This window comes from uncultured Chitinophaga sp. (assembly GCF_902168175.1).
Taxonomy (GTDB): domain Bacteria; phylum Bacteroidota; class Bacteroidia; order Chitinophagales; family Chitinophagaceae; genus Chitinophaga.
Genome location: NZ_CABHOU010000034.1, coordinates 21,527 through 45,858, shown reverse-complemented (window position 1 = coordinate 45,858; position 24,332 = coordinate 21,527). Strand labels below are relative to the sequence as shown.

Annotated in this window: 23 protein-coding genes, 1 tRNA gene and 1 rRNA gene; 11 read left to right on the top strand and 14 right to left on the bottom strand. The window is 46.7% G+C overall.

All coding sequences use genetic code 11. The annotated features are described in order from the left end of the window. From QZT80_RS07475 to QZT80_RS07460, 4 genes are all read right to left on the bottom strand, one after another. Window positions 1–362 (bottom strand): 16S ribosomal RNA (locus QZT80_RS07475); the annotation flags it as partial. A gap of 633 nt (window positions 363–995) precedes the next feature. Further along, window positions 996–1,745, bottom strand: coding sequence for a tRNA pseudouridine(38-40) synthase TruA (gene truA / locus QZT80_RS07470; RefSeq protein ID WP_295119949.1), 750 nt, complete (start codon window positions 1,743–1,745; stop codon window positions 996–998). Window positions 1,746–1,769: 24 nt separating this feature from the next. Next, on the bottom strand, window positions 1,770–3,281 hold the full coding sequence (locus tag QZT80_RS07465) for a DUF4476 domain-containing protein (RefSeq protein ID WP_295119946.1): 1,512 nt from the start codon (window positions 3,279–3,281) through the stop codon (window positions 1,770–1,772). Between the two features lie 33 nt (window positions 3,282–3,314). Then, window positions 3,315–3,815, bottom strand: a complete 501-nt coding sequence (locus QZT80_RS07460; RefSeq protein WP_295119944.1) for an acetyl-CoA carboxylase biotin carboxyl carrier protein subunit — start codon at window positions 3,813–3,815, stop codon at window positions 3,315–3,317. 123 nt (window positions 3,816–3,938) lie between these two features. Here QZT80_RS07460 and QZT80_RS07455 point away from each other — a divergent pair, with 123 nt between their 5' ends. Together QZT80_RS07455 and QZT80_RS07450 are read left to right on the top strand one after the other, a co-directional pair. After that, window positions 3,939–6,488 (top strand): M1 family metallopeptidase, encoded by a 2,550-nt coding sequence (locus QZT80_RS07455; RefSeq protein WP_295119941.1) that lies wholly within the window; start codon window positions 3,939–3,941, stop codon window positions 6,486–6,488. Between the two features lie 95 nt (window positions 6,489–6,583). Further along, a complete protein-coding gene (locus QZT80_RS07450) occupies window positions 6,584–7,948 on the top strand; it encodes a gluconate:H+ symporter (RefSeq protein ID WP_295119939.1) in 1,365 nt (454 codons plus the stop codon). 2 nt (window positions 7,949–7,950) lie between these two features. Here QZT80_RS07450 and QZT80_RS07445 read toward each other — a convergent pair whose 3' ends face one another. The 5 genes from QZT80_RS07445 to QZT80_RS07425 all read right to left on the bottom strand — a co-directional run bounded on the left by QZT80_RS07445 (window position 7,951) and on the right by QZT80_RS07425 (window position 11,540). Then, the gene (locus QZT80_RS07445) at window positions 7,951–8,526 is read right to left on the bottom strand and encodes a hypothetical protein (RefSeq protein WP_295119936.1); all 576 of its coding nucleotides are present in this window, start codon (window positions 8,524–8,526) and stop codon (window positions 7,951–7,953) included. Between the two features lie 90 nt (window positions 8,527–8,616). Next, on the bottom strand, window positions 8,617–9,564 hold the full coding sequence (locus tag QZT80_RS07440) for a DUF1835 domain-containing protein (protein ID WP_295119933.1): 948 nt from the start codon (window positions 9,562–9,564) through the stop codon (window positions 8,617–8,619). Window positions 9,565–9,630: 66 nt separating this feature from the next. Further along, window positions 9,631–10,404 (bottom strand): YgcG family protein, encoded by a 774-nt coding sequence (locus tag QZT80_RS07435; RefSeq protein WP_295119930.1) that lies wholly within the window; start codon window positions 10,402–10,404, stop codon window positions 9,631–9,633. 15 nt (window positions 10,405–10,419) lie between these two features. Next, window positions 10,420–10,869 carry a TPM domain-containing protein gene (locus QZT80_RS07430; RefSeq protein WP_295119927.1) on the bottom strand — a complete coding sequence of 150 codons (450 nt, stop codon included), beginning with the start codon at window positions 10,867–10,869 and terminating at the stop codon, window positions 10,420–10,422. Between the two features lie 77 nt (window positions 10,870–10,946). Beyond that, window positions 10,947–11,540, bottom strand: coding sequence for a LemA family protein (locus QZT80_RS07425; protein ID WP_295119924.1), 594 nt, complete (start codon window positions 11,538–11,540; stop codon window positions 10,947–10,949). Window positions 11,541–11,899: 359 nt separating this feature from the next. On the opposite strand from QZT80_RS07425, the gene QZT80_RS07420 reads away from it, so the two are divergent. Together QZT80_RS07420 and QZT80_RS07415 are read left to right on the top strand one after the other, a co-directional pair. Beyond that, window positions 11,900–12,364, top strand: coding sequence for a response regulator (locus tag QZT80_RS07420; RefSeq protein ID WP_295119921.1), 465 nt, complete (start codon window positions 11,900–11,902; stop codon window positions 12,362–12,364). Between the two features lie 569 nt (window positions 12,365–12,933). After that, a complete protein-coding gene (locus tag QZT80_RS07415; RefSeq protein WP_295119918.1) occupies window positions 12,934–14,304 on the top strand; it encodes a dipeptidase in 1,371 nt (456 codons plus the stop codon). 71 nt (window positions 14,305–14,375) lie between these two features. Here the strand turns inward: QZT80_RS07415 and pgk are convergent, their stop codons facing one another. Beyond that, window positions 14,376–15,569: a phosphoglycerate kinase gene (gene pgk, locus QZT80_RS07410; protein WP_295119915.1), complete on the bottom strand. Its 1,194-nt coding sequence runs from the start codon at window positions 15,567–15,569 to the stop codon at window positions 14,376–14,378. Window positions 15,570–15,668: 99 nt separating this feature from the next. After that, window positions 15,669–16,685 (bottom strand): type I glyceraldehyde-3-phosphate dehydrogenase, encoded by a 1,017-nt coding sequence (gene gap, locus QZT80_RS07405; protein WP_295119912.1) that lies wholly within the window; start codon window positions 16,683–16,685, stop codon window positions 15,669–15,671. A gap of 146 nt (window positions 16,686–16,831) precedes the next feature. On the opposite strand from gap, the gene QZT80_RS07400 reads away from it, so the two are divergent. The 6 genes from QZT80_RS07400 (at window position 16,832) to QZT80_RS07375 (ending at window position 21,098) form a co-directional block, all read left to right on the top strand. Continuing rightward, window positions 16,832–16,903, top strand: a tRNA-Glu gene (locus QZT80_RS07400). A gap of 293 nt (window positions 16,904–17,196) precedes the next feature. Further along, complete coding sequence (locus QZT80_RS07395; protein WP_295119910.1) at window positions 17,197–18,021, top strand: helix-turn-helix domain-containing protein; 825 nt, start codon at window positions 17,197–17,199, stop codon at window positions 18,019–18,021. A 220-nt stretch (window positions 18,022–18,241) separates the two neighbouring features. After that, window positions 18,242–19,063 carry an alpha/beta hydrolase gene (locus tag QZT80_RS07390; protein WP_295119907.1) on the top strand — a complete coding sequence of 274 codons (822 nt, stop codon included), beginning with the start codon at window positions 18,242–18,244 and terminating at the stop codon, window positions 19,061–19,063. A gap of 50 nt (window positions 19,064–19,113) precedes the next feature. Beyond that, window positions 19,114–20,025, top strand: a complete 912-nt coding sequence (locus QZT80_RS07385; RefSeq protein WP_295119904.1) for an alpha/beta hydrolase — start codon at window positions 19,114–19,116, stop codon at window positions 20,023–20,025. Window positions 20,026–20,099: 74 nt separating this feature from the next. Beyond that, window positions 20,100–20,510 (top strand): cupin domain-containing protein, encoded by a 411-nt coding sequence (locus QZT80_RS07380; protein WP_295119901.1) that lies wholly within the window; start codon window positions 20,100–20,102, stop codon window positions 20,508–20,510. A 144-nt stretch (window positions 20,511–20,654) separates the two neighbouring features. Beyond that, window positions 20,655–21,098, top strand: a complete 444-nt coding sequence (locus tag QZT80_RS07375; protein WP_295119898.1) for a Rid family detoxifying hydrolase — start codon at window positions 20,655–20,657, stop codon at window positions 21,096–21,098. Between the two features lie 118 nt (window positions 21,099–21,216). Here QZT80_RS07375 and QZT80_RS07370 read toward each other — a convergent pair whose 3' ends face one another. Next, entirely contained in the window at window positions 21,217–22,275 is a 1,059-nt protein-coding gene (locus QZT80_RS07370; RefSeq protein WP_295119895.1) for an SDR family oxidoreductase, read from the bottom strand. Between the two features lie 119 nt (window positions 22,276–22,394). On the opposite strand from QZT80_RS07370, the gene QZT80_RS07365 reads away from it, so the two are divergent. Further along, window positions 22,395–23,177, top strand: a complete 783-nt coding sequence (locus tag QZT80_RS07365) for an AraC family transcriptional regulator (protein ID WP_295119892.1) — start codon at window positions 22,395–22,397, stop codon at window positions 23,175–23,177. 185 nt (window positions 23,178–23,362) lie between these two features. On the opposite strand, the gene QZT80_RS07360 is transcribed toward QZT80_RS07365, so the two are convergent. Both QZT80_RS07360 and QZT80_RS07355 read right to left on the bottom strand, forming a co-directional pair. After that, a complete protein-coding gene (locus QZT80_RS07360) occupies window positions 23,363–23,755 on the bottom strand; it encodes a hypothetical protein (RefSeq protein WP_295119889.1) in 393 nt (130 codons plus the stop codon). 52 nt (window positions 23,756–23,807) lie between these two features. Then, window positions 23,808–24,275, bottom strand: a complete 468-nt coding sequence (locus tag QZT80_RS07355; RefSeq protein WP_295119886.1) for a hypothetical protein — start codon at window positions 24,273–24,275, stop codon at window positions 23,808–23,810. Between the last annotated feature and the right edge of the window lie 57 nt (window positions 24,276–24,332).

Genomic DNA, 24,332 nt, shown 5'->3' with positions numbered 1-24,332 from the left:
TATTCCTTACTGCTGCCTCCCGTAGGAGTCGGGCCCGTGTCTCAGTGCCCGTGTGACTGGTCGCGCTCTCACGCCAGTTACTGATCGTTGGCTTGGTGAGCCGTTACCTCACCAACTACCTAATCAGGCGCACGCCCATCTTCAAGCGAAATTCTATAATCATAAACCGATGCCGACTCATGATATTACGAGGTATTAATCCACATTTCTATGGGCTATCCCCCACTTGAAGGAAGGTTGCGTACGTGTTCCGCACCCGTTTGCCGGTCGCCACCAGTATTGCTACCGTGCTGCCCCTCGACTTGCATGTATTAGGCCTGCCGCTAGCGTTCATCCTGAGCCAGGATCAAACTCTCCATTGTAAAGAAGTTGTTTGAACTGACTAATTTTCTCTCAGAAAATCAGACGAGATTTCAATTTAATGTTGTCGCTAACATTACCTGTGTTTGTGACAGACTCTTTAGAAAGATCTGTCGTGCTGTTGTTTCCAATATTTCAAAGATCATTTTCTCCCACCGTACCACCTTCAACGCTGATTGGCATCAGTATTAAAGACTACTTACCGGTAGAAAAATCGTGCAGATGATAAGGTTGCGAACCTTCAGGCCAGATGCCACATCTTTAATTAAAGTGAAGAGCTTTTTTTCTTTCTGTACTTCCTTTTCGTCGTACACCCTGTTTCGATGGGAGTGCAAAGGTAGTAAACTTTTTATTACTTCCAACTTTTATTTTCAGAATTTTTATTTTTTGTTTTTTCGCTGAAACGCTTTACCAGAAAGAGTTCTAACGCGTAAAAACTAAGATAAAAAAAGAAGGAAATTCGTCGTGTAAAGAGCTTTTATTTGTGTGCTTTCTATCAAAGCGGGATGCAAAGGTATAGAGTTTTTTCTTTCCACCAAATTCTTTCTTAATTTTCTTAATCAGAGCTTTGTAGTGATCTGATAGAATCCAATGTAGTAAAGGGTTTCGCTGGTATAAAATTCTTTGAACTTTCTTTAGATGGGTTGTAATATACCATCAGGATAAGCTACTTTAATCAAACTTAAACCCTGGGGAGGCACGGCAAAGTCTACACGTGTACAATCCTTTGCCTGTATGGCTGCATGAAAATCGCTGACAGACAGCTTACCACGGCCTACTCTCAGCATCGTTCCCACCAAACCACGCACCATACCACGCAGAAAGCGATTGGCACTTACATGGTACATCAAGCCTGTTTCATCTAACGTCCAGTAAGAATAGTTGATAGCGCAGTTAAATGAATGCACCTGCGTGTTACGCTTGGAGAAGCTGGTAAAGTCCGTGTATTCTTTCACGATAGTGGCTGCCTGCTGCAGCAAATCGAAATCGAGCTTATAAGGGAAGTAATAACCGCGGTCGCGGAGGAAAGGATCTTTAAGAGAATATAACCGGTATTCGTACGAACGGCCCAATGCGGCAAAACGACTGTGATAGTCGTCGGGCACACTATATATACCATTTACAGCGATATCGCCGGGCAATACGGCATTCATCTTATACTGCAACTGCGGGTTTAAAGTACCTTCGAAATCGAAGTGCAGAAAGTTCTGGCGGGCATGTACACCTGCATCGGTACGGCTGGAGCCTGTGGTAGCTATCTGTGTACGAAGTATCATGCTCAACCCCTTATCCAGTTCGGATTGTACGGTTGCCGCGTTTTCCTGTACCTGGAAACCCGCATAAGCAGCACCTAAATAAGCAACTTCTATGAAATACCTCGCCATATGGTGCGAAAGTAAAGAAAGGAATTATTTCTTCCGCAACATTGCTTTAAAGCGTTCTACATAATAGTCCTGCTTCAACACACTGGAGAGGGAGCTAAAATTCTCGGCATCAACTGTTTTGGGATAGGCAATGTCCAGTAACTGGTAGCGGTAAGACTCCTGGTCCAGCAGCTGCACGAGCGACCTTACCTGATCTGTGCTTACACACACGCCTTTAATGCCTTTGCGGAACACATCGATCATATTGTCTTCGTTCTTCTGACCCGACATTTTACGCATCAGCTTCCTGAACTCATCTACTTCCAGGGATTTAGCGCAGTCGGAATTCGCCATTTTGGCGGTTTCGCCGGTAGCGGGGGTTTCTTCTTCTACCTTTTGTTTCTTCCTCGGCTTCTCTTTTATTTCTTCAACGGGCGTTTCTGTTTGTTGTACGGCCGAGTCGATTGCCTCTGACTCACTGGCTTCACGCGCCTCTTTACGTTTCTGGCGTTTCAGGTCGCGGGCAGATGGCTTTTTTTCAACAGCGGCTTCTGTTGCTACTGCAGCTCCAGTAGTAACAGCGGCAGCGCTTTCTTCTCCAAACTCTATAAACTCAGGATCTTTCGTACTTGTTTTCTTCTTCGACTTCTTCTCTTTCTTCGCTACCGGCACTTCTTCTGCCGGTAACACCAACTCAGGCTTCTCCTCTTTCACAACGGCTTCTTCTTCAGCCCCCTTCTCTTCCTTCACCTTTTCCTGTGCAGCTGTTTCGTCGGAAGCTTCCTGCTCAGCAGCTTTACGCTCATCGTCCAGCACACTGGCTAATATGGCCTGTTCTTCTTCTGACAACGATGTGGCCTTTTTCCTGTTTTTACGTTGTTGTTTCTTCGATAGCTTTTCGGTGGGGGCGGCAGGCTCTATCACTTCTTCCTTCACTGGCGCGGCCACCATTTCGGGTTTCTCCTCTGGTATCACCTCATCTCTCCCATCTACCACTACCCTGTCCAGCGCAGAGGCAAAATTGCCTTTGGCTTTCGGTGGGGCAGCATCTGCTTTCTTAGGCGTTTCTGGCTGATTGGTGGCTACATCACCCACCTTAGTTACGTCGGTACCAACTTCTTTAAAAGCCTCTGTATTGGCAGCGGCTACTTCCGCAGCCACCGGATCGTCCGTTTTCTTTTGTTTGGCCACCAGACCTTCGCCGGCACGGGTAACTGCAAAACTTTGCAGATCGTACAGCGCAAAACCTTCCTCGCCGTTCTTTAGCAGCAGGCCCTGGTCGCGGCGGTTTACTTTTAACAGGAAACTTTGTTCGGGATGCTCGTTTTTAGGGAAACCTACGGTCACAGGCACCGATTCGCCCTGCTCCATCTTTGAAAGGATAATATACCCTTTAGGAGAAGAACTGATCACCTGGCCTTTGTATTTAAGGTAAAAAGGCTGGCTTTTTTCGTTTTGTATATAAACGAAATAGTCGGTTTTCTCCTGCGCAAACGCGCTACTGCCCATAAAAAGACAACAGGCTATATATATAATTCCTTTTTTAATCTGATGCATAGACTTAGACGTAAAACCTTAATAGAACAAATATTATTCCAGTACCACCAAAACTTCCCCTTTTTCAACAGCCGTGCGCTCTTTCACCTTTATTTCTTTTACAACGGCATCGGTAGCAGACTTAAACACGTTCTCCATTTTCATGGCCTCCAGTATTAGCACAGGATCGCCCTTGGCGATGTGCTGGCCGGGCGTTACCAGTATTTTCAGCACCATGCCGGGCATGGGCGCCTTAATATCATTGATCTTCTTTTTGCCGGAATCCTTGATCCCCATGGCTGCCAGTAACCTGTCCATCGGCTCTTCCAGGGCTACTTCGTACTCCTGGTGATCGATCTCGATGGTTACCGTTTTGGCTTCCCGGTCTATTTTTAACACCTGGGCCATAAAGCTTTTACCGTCTATGAGCAGGTGGTAATCGCCGGTGGGCAATTGTACGGCGCTCCAGTTTACGGCCTGGCCGTTGCTGCTTATTTCGGCGCCTTTGGCCGTTATTTCGAAGTTCGCTTTGGCGTTTACGCTTGTTTTAATCATATTTAGCAGGTGCTGTGCTTACAAAAGTAACAATTTTAACCGCTTGCGTTGTATTTGGCCCATTTGTTTAAATTTGAGGTTTCCCTCCAGCCGGAGGGTTTATTTTTGTTTAAAACGCTTTACATGCATCGTAAGAGTAAACTGCTTTGCCTGCTGCTGGCCGGGGTAACTGCCACTGGAATCTTCCAGAGCGCCCATGCACAGTCTGCAGACACTAATGAGAATGACCCGATATTGAAGATCTACCGGGCCTCCCCTACCAAAACCAACGACCTCGTGCACACTAAGCTTGATGTGCGCTTCGACTATGCCAAACGTTACCTCTACGGCAAAGCCTGGATCACCCTCCGCCCTCACTTCTATGCTACCGACAGCCTGCTGCTGGACGCTAAAGGCATGGAGATTAAAGGAGTAGCGATCGTTAAAGCGGGTAAAAACACGCCGCTTAAATATGATTACAATGGCTGGGAACTGAATATTCACCTGGACAGGTCATACAAAGCCAGCGAGTCGTATGTGATTTACATCGACTACACTGCCAAACCAGATGAACTCACCGTAAAAGGCAGCAGCGCGATTACTGATGCAAAAGGTCTTTACTTCATCAACCCTGATGGTAAAGATCCTAACAAACCAATCCAGATATGGACGCAGGGCGAAACGGAAGCATCTTCTGTATGGTTCCCTACCATCGACAAAAACAACCAGAAAACGACTTCCGAAATATCTATGACGGTACAAAAGAAGTATGTGACCCTTTCCAACGGTAAACTGGTAAGCCAGAAGCCTAATGCCGATGGTACCCGTACCGATACCTGGAAAATGGACCTGCCACATGCTCCGTACCTGTTTATGATGGCTGTTGGCGAATTTGTGATCACGAAAGATACCTGGAAGGGTAAAGAAGTAAGCTACTACCAGGAAAAAGCATATGCGCCTTACGCGAAGGCTATTTTCGGCAACACGCCTGAAATGCTCACCTTCTACTCTAAAATCCTGGGTGTTGATTACCCTTGGGTGAAATACTCACAGATCGTTGTACGCGACTACGTATCGGGCGCTATGGAAAATACCACGGCTACCCTGCACGGCGAAATGGTACAAAAAACAGATCGTGAGTTACTGGACGATGACCACCAGGCGGAATCTGTAATTGCCCACGAACTGTTTCACCAGTGGTTTGGCGATTACGCTACCTGCGAATCGTGGAGCAACCTTACCCTGAACGAGTCGTTCGCAGATTACAGCGAATACCTGTGGTTTGAATATAAGTACGGTAAAGACGCCGCTGACGCACACAGCTATACTTCCCTCAACAACTACATCAACTTTATTGGTTATGCCGGCGACCGTGACCTGGTACGTTTCCACTACCGTGATAAAGAAGATATGTTTGATGCGGTTAGCTACCAGAAAGGCGGCCGTATCCTGAACATGCTGCGTAATTATGTAGGGGATGACGCGTTCTTCAAATCGCTGAACCTTTACCTGAAAAGCAACGCTTTCAAAGCCACAGAATCGCACCATCTGCGCCTGGCTTTTGAAGAAGTAACCGGTAAAGACCTGAACTGGTTCTGGAACCAGTGGTACTTTGGCCAGGGTTATCCTACACTGGACCTCAGCTACGAGTTCAACGATGCAGCAAAAACCGTAAAGGTAATTATACAGCAACAGCAGAAAGGCGATAAGATCTTTACACTACCCTTCGCGATCGATATTTACGAAGGCGGTAAAAAGATCCGTCACAACGTTACGCTCACAGAAAAAACCGACACTTTCACCTACGCTTACACCACCAAACCTGATTTCGTGAATGTAGACGGCGACAAGATACTGTTGGCTAAAAAATCCGATCACCGCGACATTAACACTTATATCTTCCAGTTTAAGAATGCCACTAACTACCTCGACCGCCGCGAAGCGATTGAGGCTACGCTGAAACAGCAAACCAGCAATGCTGCTGCCCGCGCTGTTGTAGTGGCTGCACTGAAAGATAAATATGAAGGTTTGCGTGCTATGGCGGTTTCCGGCCTCCGTTTGGAAAATGCAGACGTAAAAGCGGCTGCCCTGGAAACGGTTGTTGCCCTGGCTAAAAACGATCCGGCCTCTGTAGTAAGAAGTGCGGCCATTGCTACCCTTGCTAAACTGAAGGACCAGCAATACGCATCACTCTTCGAGACTGCGTTGAAAGACAAGTCTTATTCAGTAGCCGCATCTGCCCTGGCAGCGTTTAATGCGCTGAATCCTGAAAGTGCTTACACTACCGCCAAAAAGCTGGAAGCAGATGCTAAAGGCGCCCTTACCAGCAGCATTGCCGCTGTGTACACGAAAAAAGGAGATCCTGCCGACATAGGGTTCTTCGCTAAACAATTCGAAGAAGCTGCCGGACAGAATGCCAAATTTAACGCAGCCCTGCAATACCTGGCTATGTTGTCGAAAGTGGACGATAACGCCGCTTTCATTAAAGGCATTGACCAGGTGAAAGGTTTCGCTGACCAAATGCATAACGGTATGGTGAACAGCTATTTCATTAACCTGTTGCAGCCAATCGTGAAAAAGAAACAGGAGAAAGCAGCATCAGCCACCGGCGCACAAGCGGAGGAGCTGAAGAAACAGGGTGAATACGTGCAGAAAGTAATTGCCGAGATACAGGCAAGTAAAGCAGAAGAATAGTTTCCCTTTTCGATATCACTTAAAAAGAGCCCGCAGGTGTAATACCCGCGGGCTCTTTTCTTTTTTATTTTATCTTTATAAGATATCGACACGTTATGCCATTACTACTTTCCTTAGCTGCTATCCTTCTGCTCATAGCCCTCATCGTAGGACTAAAGCTCGACACGTTCATTTCCTTTATCATTGTGAGTATTTGTTTGGGCCTGGCCTGCAATATGAACATGGTGGGTATTAGTGCGTCCATTAAAGCCGGGATTGGCGGTACGCTGGGTTCCTTATTGATGATTCTTGTATTTGGCGCCATGCTGGGAAAAATAGTGGCCGATAGTGGGGCTGCGCAACAGATTACGACCTCGCTGGTACGACTATGTGGTATCAAAAATATTCAATGGGCCATGGCCCTGGGCGGTTTGCTGATCGGGTTCCCGATGTTTTACACGGCAGCCTTCGTTATTGTGGTGCCACTGATATTTGCCACGGGCATGACTACGCGGCTGCCACTGATGTACATTGGCATTCCCATGATCGCGGCACTGTCGGTATCGCATGGCTTTTTGCCACCACATCCTTCACCTACTGCTATTTCGGCACAACTAGGGGCCGATTTGGGTAAAACACTTTTATATGGGCTGATAGTGGGCATACCGATTATTGCCATCGCCGGGCCCCTGTTCGCCCGTACACTTAAAAAGTACCAGGTAACGCCTAACCCGGAACTGGTGCATGTGCAACACCTGCCCGACAACCAGCTGCCCGGCCTCGGCATCAGCCTGTTCTGCGCATTATTACCCCTGTTCCTCCTTACCATCACCACGATCAGCAGCTCTTTCGGGCCGGCTATCGATCGGGTATTTGGTCATCCGCAAACACTGATCGCCCAAACTTTATTCAGTATTGGCGGCAAAGTGATCGCCTTTGTGGGCGATGCTAATATGGCCATGATGATATCGGTATTGGTAGCGGTGTACCTGCTGGGTATTAAACGCGGCGTGAAAATGAAGCAACTCATGAAACAGCTGGAAGAAGCGGTAAAAGGCCTGGCGCCCATGCTGCTGATCATTGCCGGCTCGGGTATTTTTATGCAGGTAATGAAAGACGGAGGTATGAATACCTATATCGGCAACTCGCTGAAAGACCTGCCGCTGTCGCCGCTGGTATTGGGCTGGACAATAGCCGCCATTATTCGCGTATGTGTTGGATCGGCCACGGTGGCGGGCCTTACGGCAGGATCTATCTTATTACCCTTACTGCACGCCCCTCATACACAACCCGAACTGATGGTATTATCTATCGGTGCGGGCAGCCTTATGTTCTCACACGTAAACGACAGTGGCTTCTGGCTCTTCAAGGAATATTTCAATCTTAACCTGAAACAAACGTTCGCCACCTGGTCGCTGATGGAAACCATTGTGAGCGTTGCGGGACTTGCAGGCGTTTTACTGCTGCAGTTGTTCGTGTAAGACTAAAAGTGATAGGAAAGACCGACGCCTGTGATAGAGTATTCGCCGTTAAACGACAGTTTATCGAACATATACTGTCCTCTTAACTCAAAAGAGGCTTCGCCCATGCCGGCAGAGAAACGAAGACCAGCGCTAACTACGGGACCATTGGTATGCAGATCGCGGCCGTTTTTGCTGCCACTGTTATGGAAACCGTAGCCTGCCCCCATGAAAAAGCCCATTTTATGCGTATTGCCGCCGGCAATAGCACTTGCGCCGAAGTTGTATTCAATTACCACGGGTATATCCACACAATAAGAGGAAAAGTCTTCGCTGCTGGTGGCATCATTTAAATCGTCGCTGCTGCTGTTGATTGTGCCGCCGAGGAAAGTAGCGTGCGTACCTGCAGAAAATGAGCTTTCGTTTGTGAATACCAGGAAGTTAAGCCGGGGCGAATAGGTGAAACCCAATGCGGTGGTAGAGCGGCCAAAAAATGCAGAGACCCCAAGTGCATGGGCAAAACGCCTTACATCATCCTGGGCAAATGCTTTAACAGAGAACACGCACAGAAAGAGAACAGGCAACAAATATTTTCGCATAGAGAGTTTTTCTTACCTGTGAAAATTAGCAGTTTCGGTGCATATTCCAAAACAGCTTTACACAGGCGGCGCAACGGCCAGGCATAAACGTTACTTCTCCAGCTTTACCGGCTTATCCTGTGCCGGGTCCCAACGCCAGGGAGTATTGTGCAGAGGGCAGCCGCCAACCCAGTGATTAGTTCGGGGGGCGTAGTCCATATAATTTTCCTCGTTATTCAGTATTTCCTTTCCAAGTGCAGTAATACAAAACTGCTCCGAACCTTCCATTACCCCGGCGTCGCGCATACGCTGTGTAATCATATCGAGCTGGAAGTCGCCGAAGCCGTATATTTTTAATTCGTTCCAGAAGCGGTTGTATAAATTATACCAGGGCGCACAGCCCAATTGAAGGTGTTGGAGGAAAAAGCGTTGGATGGCATTTAACCCATCGCCCGTAAAAGGCAGCCGTTGCAACTGGGCCTGTAAAGCCTCGGCCAGGTAGGGCAGGTTACCGGCAGGGCGATAACGGATGTTGTTCATCTTTTCCGGGTCGCCGCCTGTATATACATCCCAGGCATCGAGTGCCAGTTGCCAGTCTTCCTCCTTCAGCACTACCCTTTGTTCAAAAAGCGGGGGATAGTGATGGGGAAGTAATACGCCGAAACCTTTGAAGTTGGGTACTTCGGGATGGTGATTGATAGATACCAGGCTTACAACAGGTAGTTTGACCTCCAACTGGCGTAATAACCAGAGGATAAATAATAAGTTGATCTGGCAAAAAACATCGAACTCGAACCACAGTACCACTTCGTCGTATTCCCCTGCCTGCTGTAGTTTCAGTAGTTCCTGTTTAATGCTTTCTTCGTAATTGCGGGGGTCGATGCCGTATTGTTCGTGCAGATGTGCCGAGCGTTCGGCAAAAAAGGCACTGATGTTTGCCGCTACCGGGGCCTTTCCTTCGCACATCATTTCCCTGCAAACCAATATATCGCCTGGTATCCCGCTTTTGCGGAATACTTCTAATGTTGCGTCTCCGTTTAACACATGCAGATACTTCATACCCTGGGGCATTTCATATTTTACCTGGTAAAAGGGGATAATAAAGGGCTTTCGTAGTTTTATTTGTTACCAGTTGCCGCTGGCGCCGCCGCCTATACCGGAACCGCCGCCGAAGCCACCAAAGCCTCCACCGCTGCTTCCGCCACCAAAGCCACCACCGCCGCCGCCACCGAAGCCGCCGCCTAAGAAACCGCCGCCAACACCGCCCCAGCCATTGAACCCTCTCCTGCTAAACGTGCCGCCGCCGCCTCTGCCGCCGCTGCGACTAATAATAATCAGTATGATAATAATGAAAAGGATCAGCGCGCCGCCTCCTACTCCTACATCTTTTTTCTTTTTAGGTACTGCATGGTACTCGCCCGCCGCGGCTTTCATGATGCTGTTCACAGCATCGTCCAGCCCCTGGTAATAATGTCCTTCGCGGAAGGCGGGTTTTATTTGCTGGTCTATTATACGGTAAGCTATAGCGTCCGGTACAACGTTTTCCATTCCGTACCCCGTTTCAATCCTCACCTTCCTGTCGTCGACCGCTACCAGTATAACCAGGCCGTTATTTTTATCTTTTTTACCTACACCCCATTCGCGGAGTATTTTAAAAGCTACTTCGCTGGCTTCGTAATCGCCGATGGTACGCATGGTAACGATCACGATTTCCGAAGAGGTACTATCTTCATAACGTTCCAACTTTTGTTCCAGTTTTGCCGCGTCTTCACGCAGCAGCACACCTGCAAAATCGTTTACAAGCTGCGGAGGGTTCTTAGGTTTGGGAATATCCTGCGCATTGGCAGCAACACCTGTAATTAATACCGTCCATAATAGTAACCAGCGAAATATCTTCATTGCAATAGCTATAATTTATCTACCAAACACAATATCGTCGGGTAATTCGTTTTTATCGTCTGCCGCATAGGGAAAGTGGAATTGCAGCGACTCGCCGATTTCCTTTACACACAGTTCAATGCCTTCGATAATGAGATTGCGGGAAAAATAATCACGCAGTAACATGGCTTCTTTTTGCCAGAAATCATTACCCACTTTTTCGTGAATGCCCTGATCGCCTATTATGGCAAACTGGTGGTCCAGCAGGGCAAGGTATAACAATACCCCGTTACGATGTTTGGTTTTATCCATTCCAAGTGAGGCAAATATTTCCCGTGCGCGGTCTTTTGCGTCTACAAAAGAGCAGCGGCTTTCCACAAAAACCCTTACCTCACCACTTGTGAGGCGCTCGGCATGGCGTACGGCCGTTACCACTTTGGCTTTTTCGTCTTCTGTAAAAAGTTCTTTTTTTGGGAATAAGCGCATGGCTGCGGTTTTGGAAGAAAAAAGGAAGCAGCGCATCAAGGCGCTGCATCCCCTTTTCCGGTAATGTTATCTAAAAACTAGAATTCAACTTTAGGAGCTTTGTTTGCGCCCGCGTCGGATTTAAAGTAACCGCGCTGTTGCAGGCCGCTGAAGCCAGCTACGATGTTGCTGGGGAAAGTACGGATAACGCTGTTGAAATTGCGCACAGTAGTGTTGAAATCGTTACGTGCGTTCGCGATCCTGTTTTCTGTCCCTTCTATCTGGGCACGCAGTTCGCCGAACTGGGCAGTAGCTTTCAGTTCAGGATAACGCTCTACCGATACCAGTAAGCGGCTGAGTGAACCATTCAACTCGCCCTGCGCTGCCTGGAACTGGTCAATTTTCTCCTGGCTCAGGTCGCCGGTATTATTAATAGTTACCGCAGTAGCTTTTGCACGGGCATTGATTACTTCGGTAAGTGTGCTTTTTTCGAAGTTAGCGGCACCTTTAACAGTGGCTACCAGGTTGTCGATAAGGTCGGCACGACGCTGATACTGAGTTTCCACTGCGCCCCATGCCCCATTCACGTTTTCGTCCAGTTTCTGCAGGCTGTTGTATTTACCGCAGCCGGCGAAGCCAATAATAACAACCAAAACAAGGATACCAATTAAAACGATCGAGGATTTTTTCATAATATACACTGATTTATTTTTGTTCGTCCCCCTAAGGAGTTTATCAAACCTACACGAATTTCGGCAAAACGCAAAACAACAGCGCCATATCCCTTGCGTAAGTGCCTGGTTACATGATATTTCATTATACTTTTTAAAAAAAACTTATACTTATTAATTAAAATCCACAACAAAACATCTATGTTTACAGCACGATATTTCGGATACAGGTTGTGGTTAATAACAGTTTTTACCGGCAATACGGAACTTATGAATGTGCCAGGACAGGCCAAAGCGATCATGTGAGCGTAAAAAACAGGTACCCTATCTGTTCACAACCCGCTTATTTTTATTAACTTAGATTAAGTTTACAGCGTTAGATGAGTCAGCAACAAATACGCATCCTCTATATAGATGATGAAGTACATAACCTGAATGCCTTTAAGGCCAGCTTCAGGAGATTATACGCCATTCACACTGCAGAATCGGCCGAAGAAGCTTATAAGTTACTGGACGAGAATGATTTCCACATTATCATTTCCGATCAGCGTATGCCGAAAATGACCGGTATCGAATTCTTTGAGTCTATCCTCGAAAAGCACTCCGAACCGATCCGCATCCTGCTTACCGGTTACGCCGACATCAATGCGGTAATCGACGCCATCAATAAAGGCCAGGTTTATAAATACTTCTCAAAACCCTGGAACGAAGACGAACTTAAGCATAACATCGATAAGGCTTACGAAGTTTACGCACTCCGAAAAGAAAACCGCGAACTTACCGAGAAGCTGCTCGACGTTAACGAAAAACTCGAATTCCTCCTTCGCCAGAAACTGATTTCCTAAGTAACTTTTTGGGACCAGCTTTAGACAAATCATCAGCCGCCGTTGTGTCACTCCCTTCAGCGGAGGGATCGCTATTGGGCATTCTATACCGACCCTTTATCGATCCTATATCCATTTTCGCTGAAACCCGCTGGGGCGGTGAAGGTGATTATATGATATACTTACCTTTTCTTAAAAACGAACACGCGGAAACAACAGTGGGAATAGGGATCTTGCTATTTTAGGGCTACTCAAAGGCTTGCTGCTGGCCACCCAGGCCCTATCGTTGCCCTTAAACTGCCCTTTCGCTGCCCTTTCATTGCTATTGAAAACCTAATGACAGCAGCCCCGGACCGGCGAACATACACGGTGTAAAGCCGGAGGAAAGCCTGTGTTGCCGGTTCGCAGACGGTTTGGCAGGCACGGAAATAAATAAAAATGTTGATAGAATTGTTACAGATGAAGAGTGCGACGCAACGGCGGCCCTATAGTACTCCACTGCTGGGTCCATAATTTTTTTACAAGCCCTTTGCTTTCTGCAAATTCCTTTAAATTGCAGCCATTGTAAACGTTTATAATCACCATACATCATGCAAGTTTGGAAAGATTACCAGGCTGAGAATAAAGACAGGTTCCTGGAAGAGTTGTTATCGCTGCTGCGCATACCCTCTGTGAGCGCGGACTCCAGGCACAACGAAGACACGAAACGCTGCGCAGAAGCAGTGAAGGAGAGATTAATCGAAGCAGGCGCCAATAACGTGGAGGTTTGTCCTACAGCAGGCCACCCTATCGTTTACGGTGAAAAAATAATCGACCCCGCCCTGCCTACTGTACTGGTTTATGGCCACTACGACGTACAGCCGGCCGACCCGCTGGAACTGTGGCATAGCGGCCCTTTTGAACCCGTTATTAAAGACGGGAAAATCTACGCCCGTGGCTCGGCCGATGATAAAGGCCAGTTTTACATGCACGTAAAAGCTTTCGAAACCATGGTGTCGACCAATACCATGGCCTGCAACGTGAAGTTTATGATCGAAGGTGAAGAAGAAGTGGGCAGCGCAAACCTGGGCCTCTTCATTAAAGAGAACAAAGAACGCCTGAAAGCCGATGTGGTATTGATTTCCGACACTGCCATGATCAGCCTCGAAACCCCTTCAATCGATACCGGCCTTCGTGGCCTGTCGTACATGGAAGTGGAAGTTACCGGCCCTAACCGCGACCTGCACAGCGGCGTATATGGCGGAGCGGTAGCCAACCCGGCTACGATCCTTTGCCAGATGATCGCCAGCCTGCACGATAAAGACAATCATATTACCATCCCAGGTTTCTACGACGACGTAGCCGACCTGAGCGATGCAGAACGTAAAGCACTTAATTCGGCTCCGTTCGATCTGAAAGAATATATCACCGACCTGGAGATTGCCGATGTTTGGGGTGAAAAAGGTTACAGCGTGTTTGAACGCACCGGTACCCGTCCAACCCTCGAGGTAAACGGCATTTGGGGTGGTTACACCGGCGAAGGCGCCAAGACGGTATTGCCTTCTAAGGCATTTGCCAAGATCTCTATGCGCCTGGTGCCTAACCAGGATTCTCATAAAATATCCGACCTGTTCAAAGCGCATTTCGAGAAGATAGCGCCGAACACCGTAAAAGTGAAGGTTACGCCTCACCATGGTGGTAACCCTTACGTTACACCAACAGATCATATCGCTTTTAAAGCCGCTAACAAGGCTTATGCGGCAACTTTCGGCAAAGAGCCTATTCCTGTAAGGGGCGGCGGCAGCATTCCCATTGTGGCGCTGTTCGAGAAAGAACTGGGTCTTAAAACGGTGTTGATGGGCTTTGGTTTGGATAGCGACAACCTGCACTCTCCGAATGAGAAGTTCAACCTCGCTAACTTCTACAAAGGCATCGAAACGATCCCTTACTTCCACCAGTACTTCGCGGAAATGAGCAAATAAGCTCGTTCCTTTAAAATAAAAAACGCTGTGCCCTTTACGGACACAGCGTTTTTTTTATCGTATTGTACGAATTACTTTATTGCAGCAATACCGGGCAGGCTTTTGCCCTCGAAGTACTCGAGCATGGCGCCGCCGCCTGTAGATACATAGCTAACTTTGTCGGCCAGGCCAAACTGGTTAACCGCCGCCACAGAGTCGCCACCACCCACGAGGGAGAAAGCGCCTGCAGCAGTAGCTTCCACGATGGCATCGGCTACAGCTTTAGTACCCGCCTGGAACTTCTCCATTTCGAACACGCCCATAGGACCGTTCCAGAGGATGGTTTTAGACTTGGCGATGGTTTCAGAAAACAGTTTTACAGACTCAGGACCAACGTCCAGGCCCATCCAGCCGGCAGGAATGCTGTCGTTGGAAACGGTTTGGGTGTTAGCATCGGCTGCAAATTTATCAGCTGCTACCGAATCGGTAGGCAGGATCAACTGTACGCCCTTGGCTTTAGCTTTAGCCAGCAGGTCCAGTGCGAGTTCCAGTTTCTCGTTTTCTACTAGCGAGTTACCGATCTCTTTACCCTGTGCTTTCAGGAAGGTATATGCCATACCGCCGCCAATGATGATGTTATTGGCTTTTTCCATCAGGTTTTCGATGATCAGGATTTTGTCGCTCACCTTAGCGCCGCCGAGGATGGCGGTGAAAGGAGCTTCTGCGCCGTGCAGTACTTTTTCGGCGTTATTTACTTCCGCTTCCATCAGCAGGCCAAACAGGCGCTGACCGGCAGGGAAGAATTCAGCGATAACCGCTGTAGAGGCGTGGGCGCGGTGAGCGGTACCGAAGGCATCGTTCACATATACATCACCCAGTTTAGCCAGTTGCTGTGCAAAGTCGCGGTCACCTTTCTCTTCCTGTTTGTGGAAGCGGAGGTTTTCGAGCAGCAGCACTTCGCCTGGTTGCAGGTTAGCGGCTGCTTTTTCAGCAACTTCGCCTACACAGTCTTCAGCAAACTTAACGGTAACGCCATCCAGCAATTTTATGAGGTGGTTAACCAGGTGTTTGAGAGAATATTTATCGGTAGGACCGTCTTTTGGTCTGCCGAGGTGCGACATGAGGATAACGGCACCACCGTCGGCCAGTATTTTTTTGATCGTGGAAACCGCTGCTGTCATGCGGTTATCGTCGGTAATCTCGAATTTATCGTTGAGGGGAACGTTGAAATCTACGCGTACCAGGGCTTTTTTGCCGCTGAAGTTATAGTCGGAAAACTTGCTCATAATCCCGGGTTTTAAGAAAGGTTAGTAAAAAAAGAGAAGGGAGAAAAAGATAAAGGCACTACGCACCTTTATCCCTTCTCCCCCAGCTTTTAGTCAATATTATTTGCTGATCAGGCCTGCGAAGTGTTTCACAGTGCGAACCAGTTGAGATACGTAGCTCATTTCGTTATCGTACCAGGAAACGGTTTTCACCATTTGTACATCGCCCTGGGTGATTACTTTAGTTTGGGTAGCATCGAACAGCGAACCGAAGCGGGTACCGATAATGTCGGTGCTTACGATTTCGTCTGTAGTGTAACCGAAAGACTCGTTAGAAGCAGCTTTCATGGCTTCGTTGATTTCTTCAGCTGTTACTTTTTTACCGAGGATGGTAGTCAGTTCAGTGAGTGAACCAGTGATGGTTGGTACACGCTGAGCGTTACCGTCCAGTTTACCTTTCAGGCTAGGCAGTACCAGGCCGATCGCTTTAGCAGCACCAGTGCTGTTAGGCACGATGTTGGCGGCAGCAGCGCGGGCGCGACGGAGGTCACCTTTAGGGTGCGGAGCATCCAGGGTGTTCTGGTCGTTGGTGTAAGCGTGGATAGTGGTCATTAAACCGGTAACGATACCGTATTTATCTTCCAGTACCTTAGCCATAGGCGCCAGGCAGTTAGTTGTGCAGGAAGCGCAGGAGATAACAGTTTCGCTACCGTCAAGGATGTCGTGGTTCACATTGAACACAACAGTTTTCAGGTCGCCAGTAGCTGGAGCAGAGATAACTACACGTTTAGCGCCGGCAGTAATGTGTGCTTCCGCTTTCTCTTTATCAGTAAAGAAGCCGGTACACTCGATTACTACGTCGATTTCATGGTTTTTCCAGGGAATCTGTGCAGGATCTTTCTGTGCGTATATTTTAACTTCCTCACCGTTAACAGTGATGGAATTGTCGGTGCTAGTTACTTCTGTTTCAAATCTACCTTGCGCCGAGTCGTATTTTAACAGGTGCGCCAATACCTTAGGGCTGGTAAGATCGTTGATAGCCACCACGTCGATACCAGGCATGTTGTAAATCTGACGGTATACAAGGCGACCAATACGACCGAAACCATTAATACCGATTTTGAGAGTAGTTCCCATTTTACACTAAAGATTTGAAGATGAAAAAAATTGAAATGCAAATTTACGCGGTGGACAGCTATAAATCAATATAAATTTGGGTTAAGAAAGTTTTTTTTGAAAATATCAAAACAGGGATTACCTTTGCGTTCCCAATTACAAAACATGCCGCGTTGGTCAAGGGGTTAAGACGCCTCCCTTTCACGGAGGAATCACGGGTTCGAATCCCGTACGCGGTACGAAAACGCTACAAAAAGGATACTTCCAACTTGTAGCGTTTTTTTTATATCCTCCCTTTCCATTACACAGATCACAATTGCGATATCTCCGTTATCTACCTACATGTTGAAAATGTTAAAGTTGATACTTACCTGATGAAAATGCCAGTTTGTAATGGAAATAAGTAAATTGCCGGATCGCAGAAAGCGCTGAACCAGTGAGGTTTTATAACGGACGATCTGCCTTACTTCGGTTTATATACAGCGCACTGCCGGCACAGCCTACACTAACTATCGATCAACCGGGAACACACATGCTAAAACAATTTTCATATAAACAGTTCGGGAATTTAGAATTCAGCCTGCCAGCAACGGAAGAAAACACGCTCACGTCAATAGATGACCATATCAAAATACTGTTCGTACCGAAGAACGCTACTATCCAGGTCGATTTCCAGAAATTCCGGATGGAAACGGATGCGCTGCTGTTTATAAATCCAAAGGTTGTATTAAAGCCCTGTAAAACAATCAGCGGTCAACTAATACATTTCAACAGAGATTTCTACTGTGTTGAAATTCATGACCAGGAGGTGGCCTGTGACGGTATTTTGTACAACAATGTATTTGAAGTTCCCTTTATTGCGCTTAATGAAAATCAATCCACAGAAATTCAGGCGATACTCAGAGAAGTTCGGTCTGAAATGGAAAACGAGGACCCCAACACAGAGGAAATGCTTCGGATACTGTTAAAATTCATCATTCTGAAGTCATTGCGAATTTGGAAACAGCAGCACCAGTTAGCCGAAACCTGCCAGCACGCCGATGTACAATTTTTAAGAAGATTCAGCAAACTGGTAGAACAGCATTATAGAACACACCATACCGTTGCCGATTACGCCGAACTTCTGTTTATAACGCCCAAAAACTTAAGCAAGAAAATTGGACTAATCAGTAAAAACACCCCGAATGACATTATCAAGGACAGGATTATCCTTGAAAGCAAACGCCTGCTGGCACATACTAAAATGACTGTAAAGGAAATAGCCTATAGCCTGAATTACGAAGACGACGCCTATTTTGTTCGCTTTTTCACTAAAAACACAGGCATCTCCCCTCTCTCATTTCGCAAACAATTCTAAAAGCTGACAAACATACACGCTGAGCATGGCTAATGGCCATGCTTTTTTGCGCTTTCTCCTGCTGAAGGCGCTGGCACCTCATTTTTCAGGATGCCATTTATCGGCTTTTACAATCCGGGGAAAAAGTGCAATGCAAGGCGAAGACCGTCCATTGCCAGGCGCTTAGAAAAGCACCAACTTTGTAGCATCAAATCAATAAAAACATTTAAACCTACAAATCATGAATAAGTTCACAGTTAAAGACGGTACAGAAATATACTTCAAAGATCTGGGAGAAGGACAACCTATCTTCTTTCATCACGGATGGCCATTATCATCAGACGATTGGGATGCGCAGATGATGTTTTTCCTCGAAAAAGGATTTAGGGTGATTGCTCACGACAGAAGGGGCCACGGACGATCCACTCAAACTTACAAAGGCAATGATATGGATACTTACGCCGCCGATGTAGCCGAACTGGTTGAGTTCCTGAATCTTAAAAATGCTATCCATATAGGGCATTCAACCGGTGGCGGCGAAGCCATAAGATATGCCGCTCAATATGGCAAAAACCGGGTTTCCAAAGTAGTGCTGATAAGTGCCATTACACCTTATATGATTCAGGACGACAACAATCCCGAGGGAGTTCCACTGGCTGTTTTCGACGACATTCGCCACAATACAAAACATAACAGGCAGCAATTTTATCATGACCTTACCATTCCATTTTATGGTTATAACCGGGAAGGTGCAGACATTAAAAAAGGTATCCAGGACAATTGGTGGAGACAGGGCATGATGGGCGGCATAAAGGCGCATTACGATTGCATCAGGGTGTTTTCGGAAACTGATTTCACTGAAGACCTGAAAAGTGTGGATTTCCCAGTACTTGTGTTGCATGGCGACGACGACCAGATAGTACCTTATGCAACTACAGCGGTTAAAGCAGCTGAGCTTTTGAAAAACGGTAAACTGATTATCTATCCCGGCTTTTCACATGGCATGCCTACAACCGAGGCCGATACGATTAACCGCGATATCCTCGAATTCATCAATGCTTAATATAATATCTCCCCTAAAATACCTCTATCAACAACATTTAAACTTGTAAAATGAAACATATAATCCTGGCCTTCGGACTCATTGCTGCATTATTAACCAATAACGAACTGTTTTCTCAAACAAAAAGAACTGGTGCATCACTGGGCAGGGAAGAATATATAGCCGTAGAAGAAAATGTACGCCTTCATGTAACTGATCTTGGCGAAGGGCAACCTGTTGTGCTAATCCATGGATGGCCATTGAGTGACGCTATGTATGAATACCAATACGCAGATTTAGTTCAAAAAGGATACCGTGTAATTGGGATCACCTTAAGAGGTTTTGGCCTGTCAGATAAACCCGGGGGGAAATATAACTACGATGTATTTGCTGATGACATTAAAGTGGTGCTGGATAAATTAAAAATTGAAAATGCGACTATAGGCGGTTTCTCCATGGGCGGAGCAACAGTCATCCATTACGTAGCCAAATATAATGCTGCTCACGTTTCCAAAATGGCGTTGTTTGGCGCAGCGGCACCAATCTGGACCAAAAGGGCCGACTTTAATTATGGAGCGTGGACTAAGGACGATGTTACGGCGTTAATTGATCTTAATAATACCAACAGGCCGCAACTGTTTGCAAACTTCGGACAAATATTTCCGGCAAACGAAACGAGTGTTTCGGCAGGTCATGCGGCCTGGTTAGGCACCATTCAGGCACAAGCGTCACCTTATGCAATGGGGGAAGCTTTAAAAACACTAAGAGATTCAGACTTAAGAGCCGACTTAAAGAAGATAAAAATCCCGGCTCTTATCCTTCATGGTAAATTAGATAAAATCTGCACTTTCGATTTAGCTGAACAAATGCATAAACTGCTTACCAACTCCAAATTAGTTGCACTCGATAAAAGCGGCCATGCTTTATTTATCGAAGAGCTTCCAAAATTCAACGCCGAATTGACAACCTTCATTCAGCAATAATCTGGTAGCCAACGACCTTTCCCCATGCTAATCATGGTTAATCAAATACACTTCATAAACATAAAAAAACAAAAATGAAAACATATCAAAAAGTCTTGCTGATCGTAGTTACGTTCTTTAGCCTATCCGCCCTTTTTACACCCGAAGCTGCTTTTGCACAAATACCAGGGGTAAAGCGAACAGACCTGCAGAGACACAACATTGAGGCTGCGGGATACGAAACCATCCAGGCACGTATAGATTTAGAGCCAGGTTCGGCGGTAGGCATGCACTCACATCCAGGAGAAGAGGTGATTTATGTGCTGGAGGGTATATTTGAATACCAGATAGAAGGCGAGAAGCCTGTTATACTTAAAACTGGTGACGTACTTTTTGTTCCCGCCGGCAAGAATCATTCTGCAAAAAACATTGGTAAAGTAAAAGCATCTGAGCTCGCCACTTATATCGTTAAGAAGGACAAGCCACTTCTTTTATTTAAAAAGTAAATGGTAGCTGGCAGGACGCCTGGTTTAGTAGCAACCCTGGCTCCCTTAGCACAAGTTGCTCAAAAATACATAAGCAGCAAAAGAGGTTAATTTCAACAGGAATTAACCTCTTTTGTTAAAGAACAAATTGAAAACTCACCTGACATGAAACAAATGGCCTCCCTGTTACTGTTGATACTTTTAACATCCTGCGCCCATACCCAAAAGATAAAAATGAAAAAACATGCAAATTTGCCTACGCCCATCGGGCCATATAGTCATTCAACAAGCTTCGGTAATTTGATTTTTATATCAGGGCAAATTGGTATTGATCCAAGGTCTAATGTACTGAAGGAAGGAATCCGGGAACAACTGAAGCAAATATTTGATAACCTGGAAGTCATTCTTAAAGACAATCATTCCGATTTTGAACATATTGCTAAGACGACCATCTTTCTTACTGATTTGAAAGCGTTTGGAACAGTCAATGAAATATATAGCCGTTACTTTCACCAACACTATCCGGCCCGAAGCACCATTGAAGTTGCCTTATTGCCGCGAAATGCAAGCATCGAAATAGAATGTATTGCTGTTCGAAAAGCAAATTAGCCGTGAACCGTTTTATACTGTATACAGCAGAGCGACGATTTGGCTAAATATCAGGCTCCGGCGTTTGTTGGCCAGCAGTAGCTGCCGGCCCACAACTGCCACTTCATCTATCTGTAATTTAAGGTATAATTTTCCCCGCCCTCCATTCATCAAACAAGCGATAAAACATTTGTTCGGTATCTACATAAGTATGAAACCCCATACGCCTGGCCTTACTACTGTCGCTAAAAAAGTCATAGTCCCAGGAGAAAACAAAATCGGCAAACCGCCAATGCGAAAGTGGTCCGTAGCCTTGTTGTGTTAAACCATACTTTTCCTGCATGTTCGTCCACACCTCCCCTTTATCTGCCATGATGGTATCCAGTTGCATAGGCAACTGATGCGCCACGCGCAGGTCAAAATATGCCGCTATTTTGGGCCAGAGGTCATTCCACCGGAACAGATCCCCGTTAGTAATGTTGAAGGCCTGGTTAGCTGCTGCCGGTGTTGTAGCGGCCCATACGGTAGCCTCGGCAAGTAAGCTCGCATCTGTCATTTCCATCAGTTTGTCATAGGCACCCGGCTTGCCGGGAAAACGCAATGGCAGTCGGAGTTCCTTTGAAATGGAGGCATACACCGCGATATTCAATGCCAGGTTCATTGGGTTACCGAGTGCAAGACCTCCTACCACCGAAGGGCGAATGGCCGACCAGCTCCAGGATTTCCCCAATTGCTGTCGCTCAAGATATTGTTGCTGATCCATATTGAACTCCGGCGGCATATGATCCGTTTCATTTTCTTTCGCGGGCGTTTTGAATGGGCCCAGGTGCGCGCCATAAACTTTATATCCCTGCATAAGGCTAACATGCTGCAGCCCCCTGGCAACCGGTTCAACGGCCTCCACCACATTTATCAGCATGGCGAGGTTTGGGGCTACCAGTTCGGCCCAGCCTGGACGATCCTGATAAGCTGAGTAAAATATATGCGTAACATCGGTGAGAGACGAGAGCTGTTCGCGGCTGCCCGTTGCATCCAGCAGGTCGACGGCAATGTGCCGCAAACTGTACCCGTCCGCACCTCCTTTGCGCGACAGACCGATCACTTTCCAATTACCCAGCGATAAAAGATGCTCAATGAGGTTGGTACCGATCACACCATTGGCGCCTACCACCAGCGCCGTGTTTGTAATTGCTTGCATAAGAATTATGTTTTCATTCGTTGCCGCCTGCAGGCTACACAACTTTCCGTACCACAAACATCGTCCAAAGCTGCATCAAAAGGGAGTATAATTCCGCGAACATTTTGTAACTTTCCGACATGAATCGCTATAGGCAATATGAACCTCTGCTAATATCCGACTTTGAGGCAACCGTGTGGCAGCATCCGGAACACAACCACAATCACTACGAATTAATCTACATAAAAAAGGGACGGGGTCATCACGTAATCAACCTCGCGCCGCAACCCTATCAGGCAGGCAGCATTTTCCTGCTGGGACCAGAAGACCGGCATTACTTTGACATCACTTCGCCCACCCATTTTATCTATTTAAAATTTACTGATCCCTATCGCTATAAGGATATGAGTGGAACAGCGCGTAGCTGGCAGCACCTGGAGTACCTGATCAAAAGCAGGGAAACGCACCGTGCCGGATTCCGGCTGACTACCGCTGATAAAAAGATTGTGGCGCAATTATTCGAGGTAGTGAGGACTTTAAGAGAAGCGGTAAATGACAACGAACAACTTATCTGGTGGCAATTGTTATCAATCGTTGAACTACTTCAGCGCAATATGCCGGAACTCATATCGGCACCCGGGAGGAGTAAAGACATGCAGGCTTTGTTCTGTTATGTACACAAGCATATTTATGATCCCGAAAAGTTAAAAGCACCGGTGATAGCCGGGGCGTTCAACAAGGGAGCAGACTACATCGGCCCTTACTTCAAGCGCAATGCCGGTATTACCTTACGCGATTATATACAGGACTACCGCAAGACGCTTATCCGGCAGCGGATAGAGAGCAGGCAATACAGCCTCAAAGAGATTGCCGCGGAATTTGGACTGACAGATGAAAGCCATGTAAAGAAAATCGTTTCGTGAAGATGGAAACACGATGGAAAAGCAATCGGATGCATAGCGTGCAGGCGTATGTGCCCGAGGTCGCAAAGTGATACGGAGATAGAGAATAACAGCCATCAGCCTTTTATCCGTAAATGGCAACACCGTCTAACCACCACTCAACCATGCGCGGCAATCAAAACAAGAAAAAATTCTATGATCAGCTTTTATACCGCAGGATGCTCCGCGCTTGTTTTAAGGATACAATTTTTGAACAAGCGCACCGACATCACGAAATTAAGCAGCACAAACAGGGCACCACCGGTGATAAAGCTGATCGCTCTTGGCGTCATGACCGTGATTTTGACCAAGTCGGAAATATAGGCCAGCGTTAAATAAACAGCAATAACGAAGGTAATAATGCCGAGTATCAGGTCGAGGTGTTTAAATGAAAACACAAGCTGCACAACAAAGGGAATAGCGGGAACTAACAGAAGCAGCGTACTGAGCGTAATGCCACCATTGAGGGCCGCGAGAAAAGAAGATACCGGTATCAGTGCAAAATACAGGTACGGAAGAAAAGGCACGAGGTTAGAAACGTGCAAGGGATGTTTGTTCATGGGGGTGTGTTTGATATTAAGGTACGCAATATTCAGCGTTTTTCAAACGACATCAGCAAACCTCCAGGATCACCGTTTCTATCTTATTAAAGAGAAAACTATCCCCCGCCTTCTTATGCAGCAATAACTTTGCGAGCGGAGCATGGGGCGAAAGAAAAAATACGGTTTGCCCGCCTATCAACTGTTTCCCCAGCCCGGCGGCGATGAAAAAAGAATGATCTGCACATTTTACGAAGGCGCCTGTACGGGCCGTTTCATAAATGGTATCTGTATTCACTTTCTGCAATTGGTCCAGCTCCTTCATATGTTCTGCCTGTTGCCTGGCAAACATATCTTTTTGCAGATGCCCCATCGCCCTGCCGGTTTCGTATTTATCTCCTGCCGAACTTTTGTCTTCGCTATTGGCTGATTCCTGCGCATTGTCAATAGCCCGTTTGGCTATCGCTATCCGTTCTTTAATAAGAGACTCCCCGAACGCTTTGAGGCCTGTTTTAAAGTCGATCGTTTCCTGGCGTTTCATGATATATATGATTTGAGCCTTGGGCGGAAGAACAAAAAGTTATATAAGTATCCGGGA

Bases quoted from the DNA above. Each gene is read 5' to 3' on its own strand.
- truA (WP_295119949.1), bottom strand. From the start codon at position 1,745: ATGGCGAGGTATTTCATAGAAGTTGCTTATTTAGGTGCTGCTTATGCG.
- QZT80_RS07465 (WP_295119946.1), bottom strand. From the start codon at position 3,281: ATGCATCAGATTAAAAAAGGAATTATATATATAGCCTGTTGTCTTTTT.
- QZT80_RS07460 (WP_295119944.1), bottom strand. From the start codon at position 3,815: ATGATTAAAACAAGCGTAAACGCCAAAGCGAACTTCGAAATAACGGCC.
- QZT80_RS07455 (WP_295119941.1), top strand. From the start codon at position 3,939: ATGCATCGTAAGAGTAAACTGCTTTGCCTGCTGCTGGCCGGGGTAACT.
- QZT80_RS07450 (WP_295119939.1), top strand. From the start codon at position 6,584: ATGCCATTACTACTTTCCTTAGCTGCTATCCTTCTGCTCATAGCCCTC.
- QZT80_RS07445 (WP_295119936.1), bottom strand. From the start codon at position 8,526: ATGCGAAAATATTTGTTGCCTGTTCTCTTTCTGTGCGTGTTCTCTGTT.
- QZT80_RS07440 (WP_295119933.1), bottom strand. From the start codon at position 9,564: ATGAAGTATCTGCATGTGTTAAACGGAGACGCAACATTAGAAGTATTC.
- QZT80_RS07435 (WP_295119930.1), bottom strand. From the start codon at position 10,404: ATGAAGATATTTCGCTGGTTACTATTATGGACGGTATTAATTACAGGT.
- QZT80_RS07430 (WP_295119927.1), bottom strand. From the start codon at position 10,869: ATGCGCTTATTCCCAAAAAAAGAACTTTTTACAGAAGACGAAAAAGCC.
- QZT80_RS07425 (WP_295119924.1), bottom strand. From the start codon at position 11,540: ATGAAAAAATCCTCGATCGTTTTAATTGGTATCCTTGTTTTGGTTGTT.
- QZT80_RS07420 (WP_295119921.1), top strand. From the start codon at position 11,900: ATGAGTCAGCAACAAATACGCATCCTCTATATAGATGATGAAGTACAT.
- QZT80_RS07415 (WP_295119918.1), top strand. From the start codon at position 12,934: ATGCAAGTTTGGAAAGATTACCAGGCTGAGAATAAAGACAGGTTCCTG.
- pgk (WP_295119915.1), bottom strand. From the start codon at position 15,569: ATGAGCAAGTTTTCCGACTATAACTTCAGCGGCAAAAAAGCCCTGGTA.
- gap (WP_295119912.1), bottom strand. From the start codon at position 16,685: ATGGGAACTACTCTCAAAATCGGTATTAATGGTTTCGGTCGTATTGGT.
- QZT80_RS07395 (WP_295119910.1), top strand. From the start codon at position 17,197: ATGCTAAAACAATTTTCATATAAACAGTTCGGGAATTTAGAATTCAGC.
- QZT80_RS07390 (WP_295119907.1), top strand. From the start codon at position 18,242: ATGAATAAGTTCACAGTTAAAGACGGTACAGAAATATACTTCAAAGAT.
- QZT80_RS07385 (WP_295119904.1), top strand. From the start codon at position 19,114: ATGAAACATATAATCCTGGCCTTCGGACTCATTGCTGCATTATTAACC.
- QZT80_RS07380 (WP_295119901.1), top strand. From the start codon at position 20,100: ATGAAAACATATCAAAAAGTCTTGCTGATCGTAGTTACGTTCTTTAGC.
- QZT80_RS07375 (WP_295119898.1), top strand. From the start codon at position 20,655: ATGAAACAAATGGCCTCCCTGTTACTGTTGATACTTTTAACATCCTGC.
- QZT80_RS07370 (WP_295119895.1), bottom strand. From the start codon at position 22,275: ATGCAAGCAATTACAAACACGGCGCTGGTGGTAGGCGCCAATGGTGTG.
- QZT80_RS07365 (WP_295119892.1), top strand. From the start codon at position 22,395: ATGAATCGCTATAGGCAATATGAACCTCTGCTAATATCCGACTTTGAG.
- QZT80_RS07360 (WP_295119889.1), bottom strand. From the start codon at position 23,755: ATGAACAAACATCCCTTGCACGTTTCTAACCTCGTGCCTTTTCTTCCG.
- QZT80_RS07355 (WP_295119886.1), bottom strand. From the start codon at position 24,275: ATGAAACGCCAGGAAACGATCGACTTTAAAACAGGCCTCAAAGCGTTC.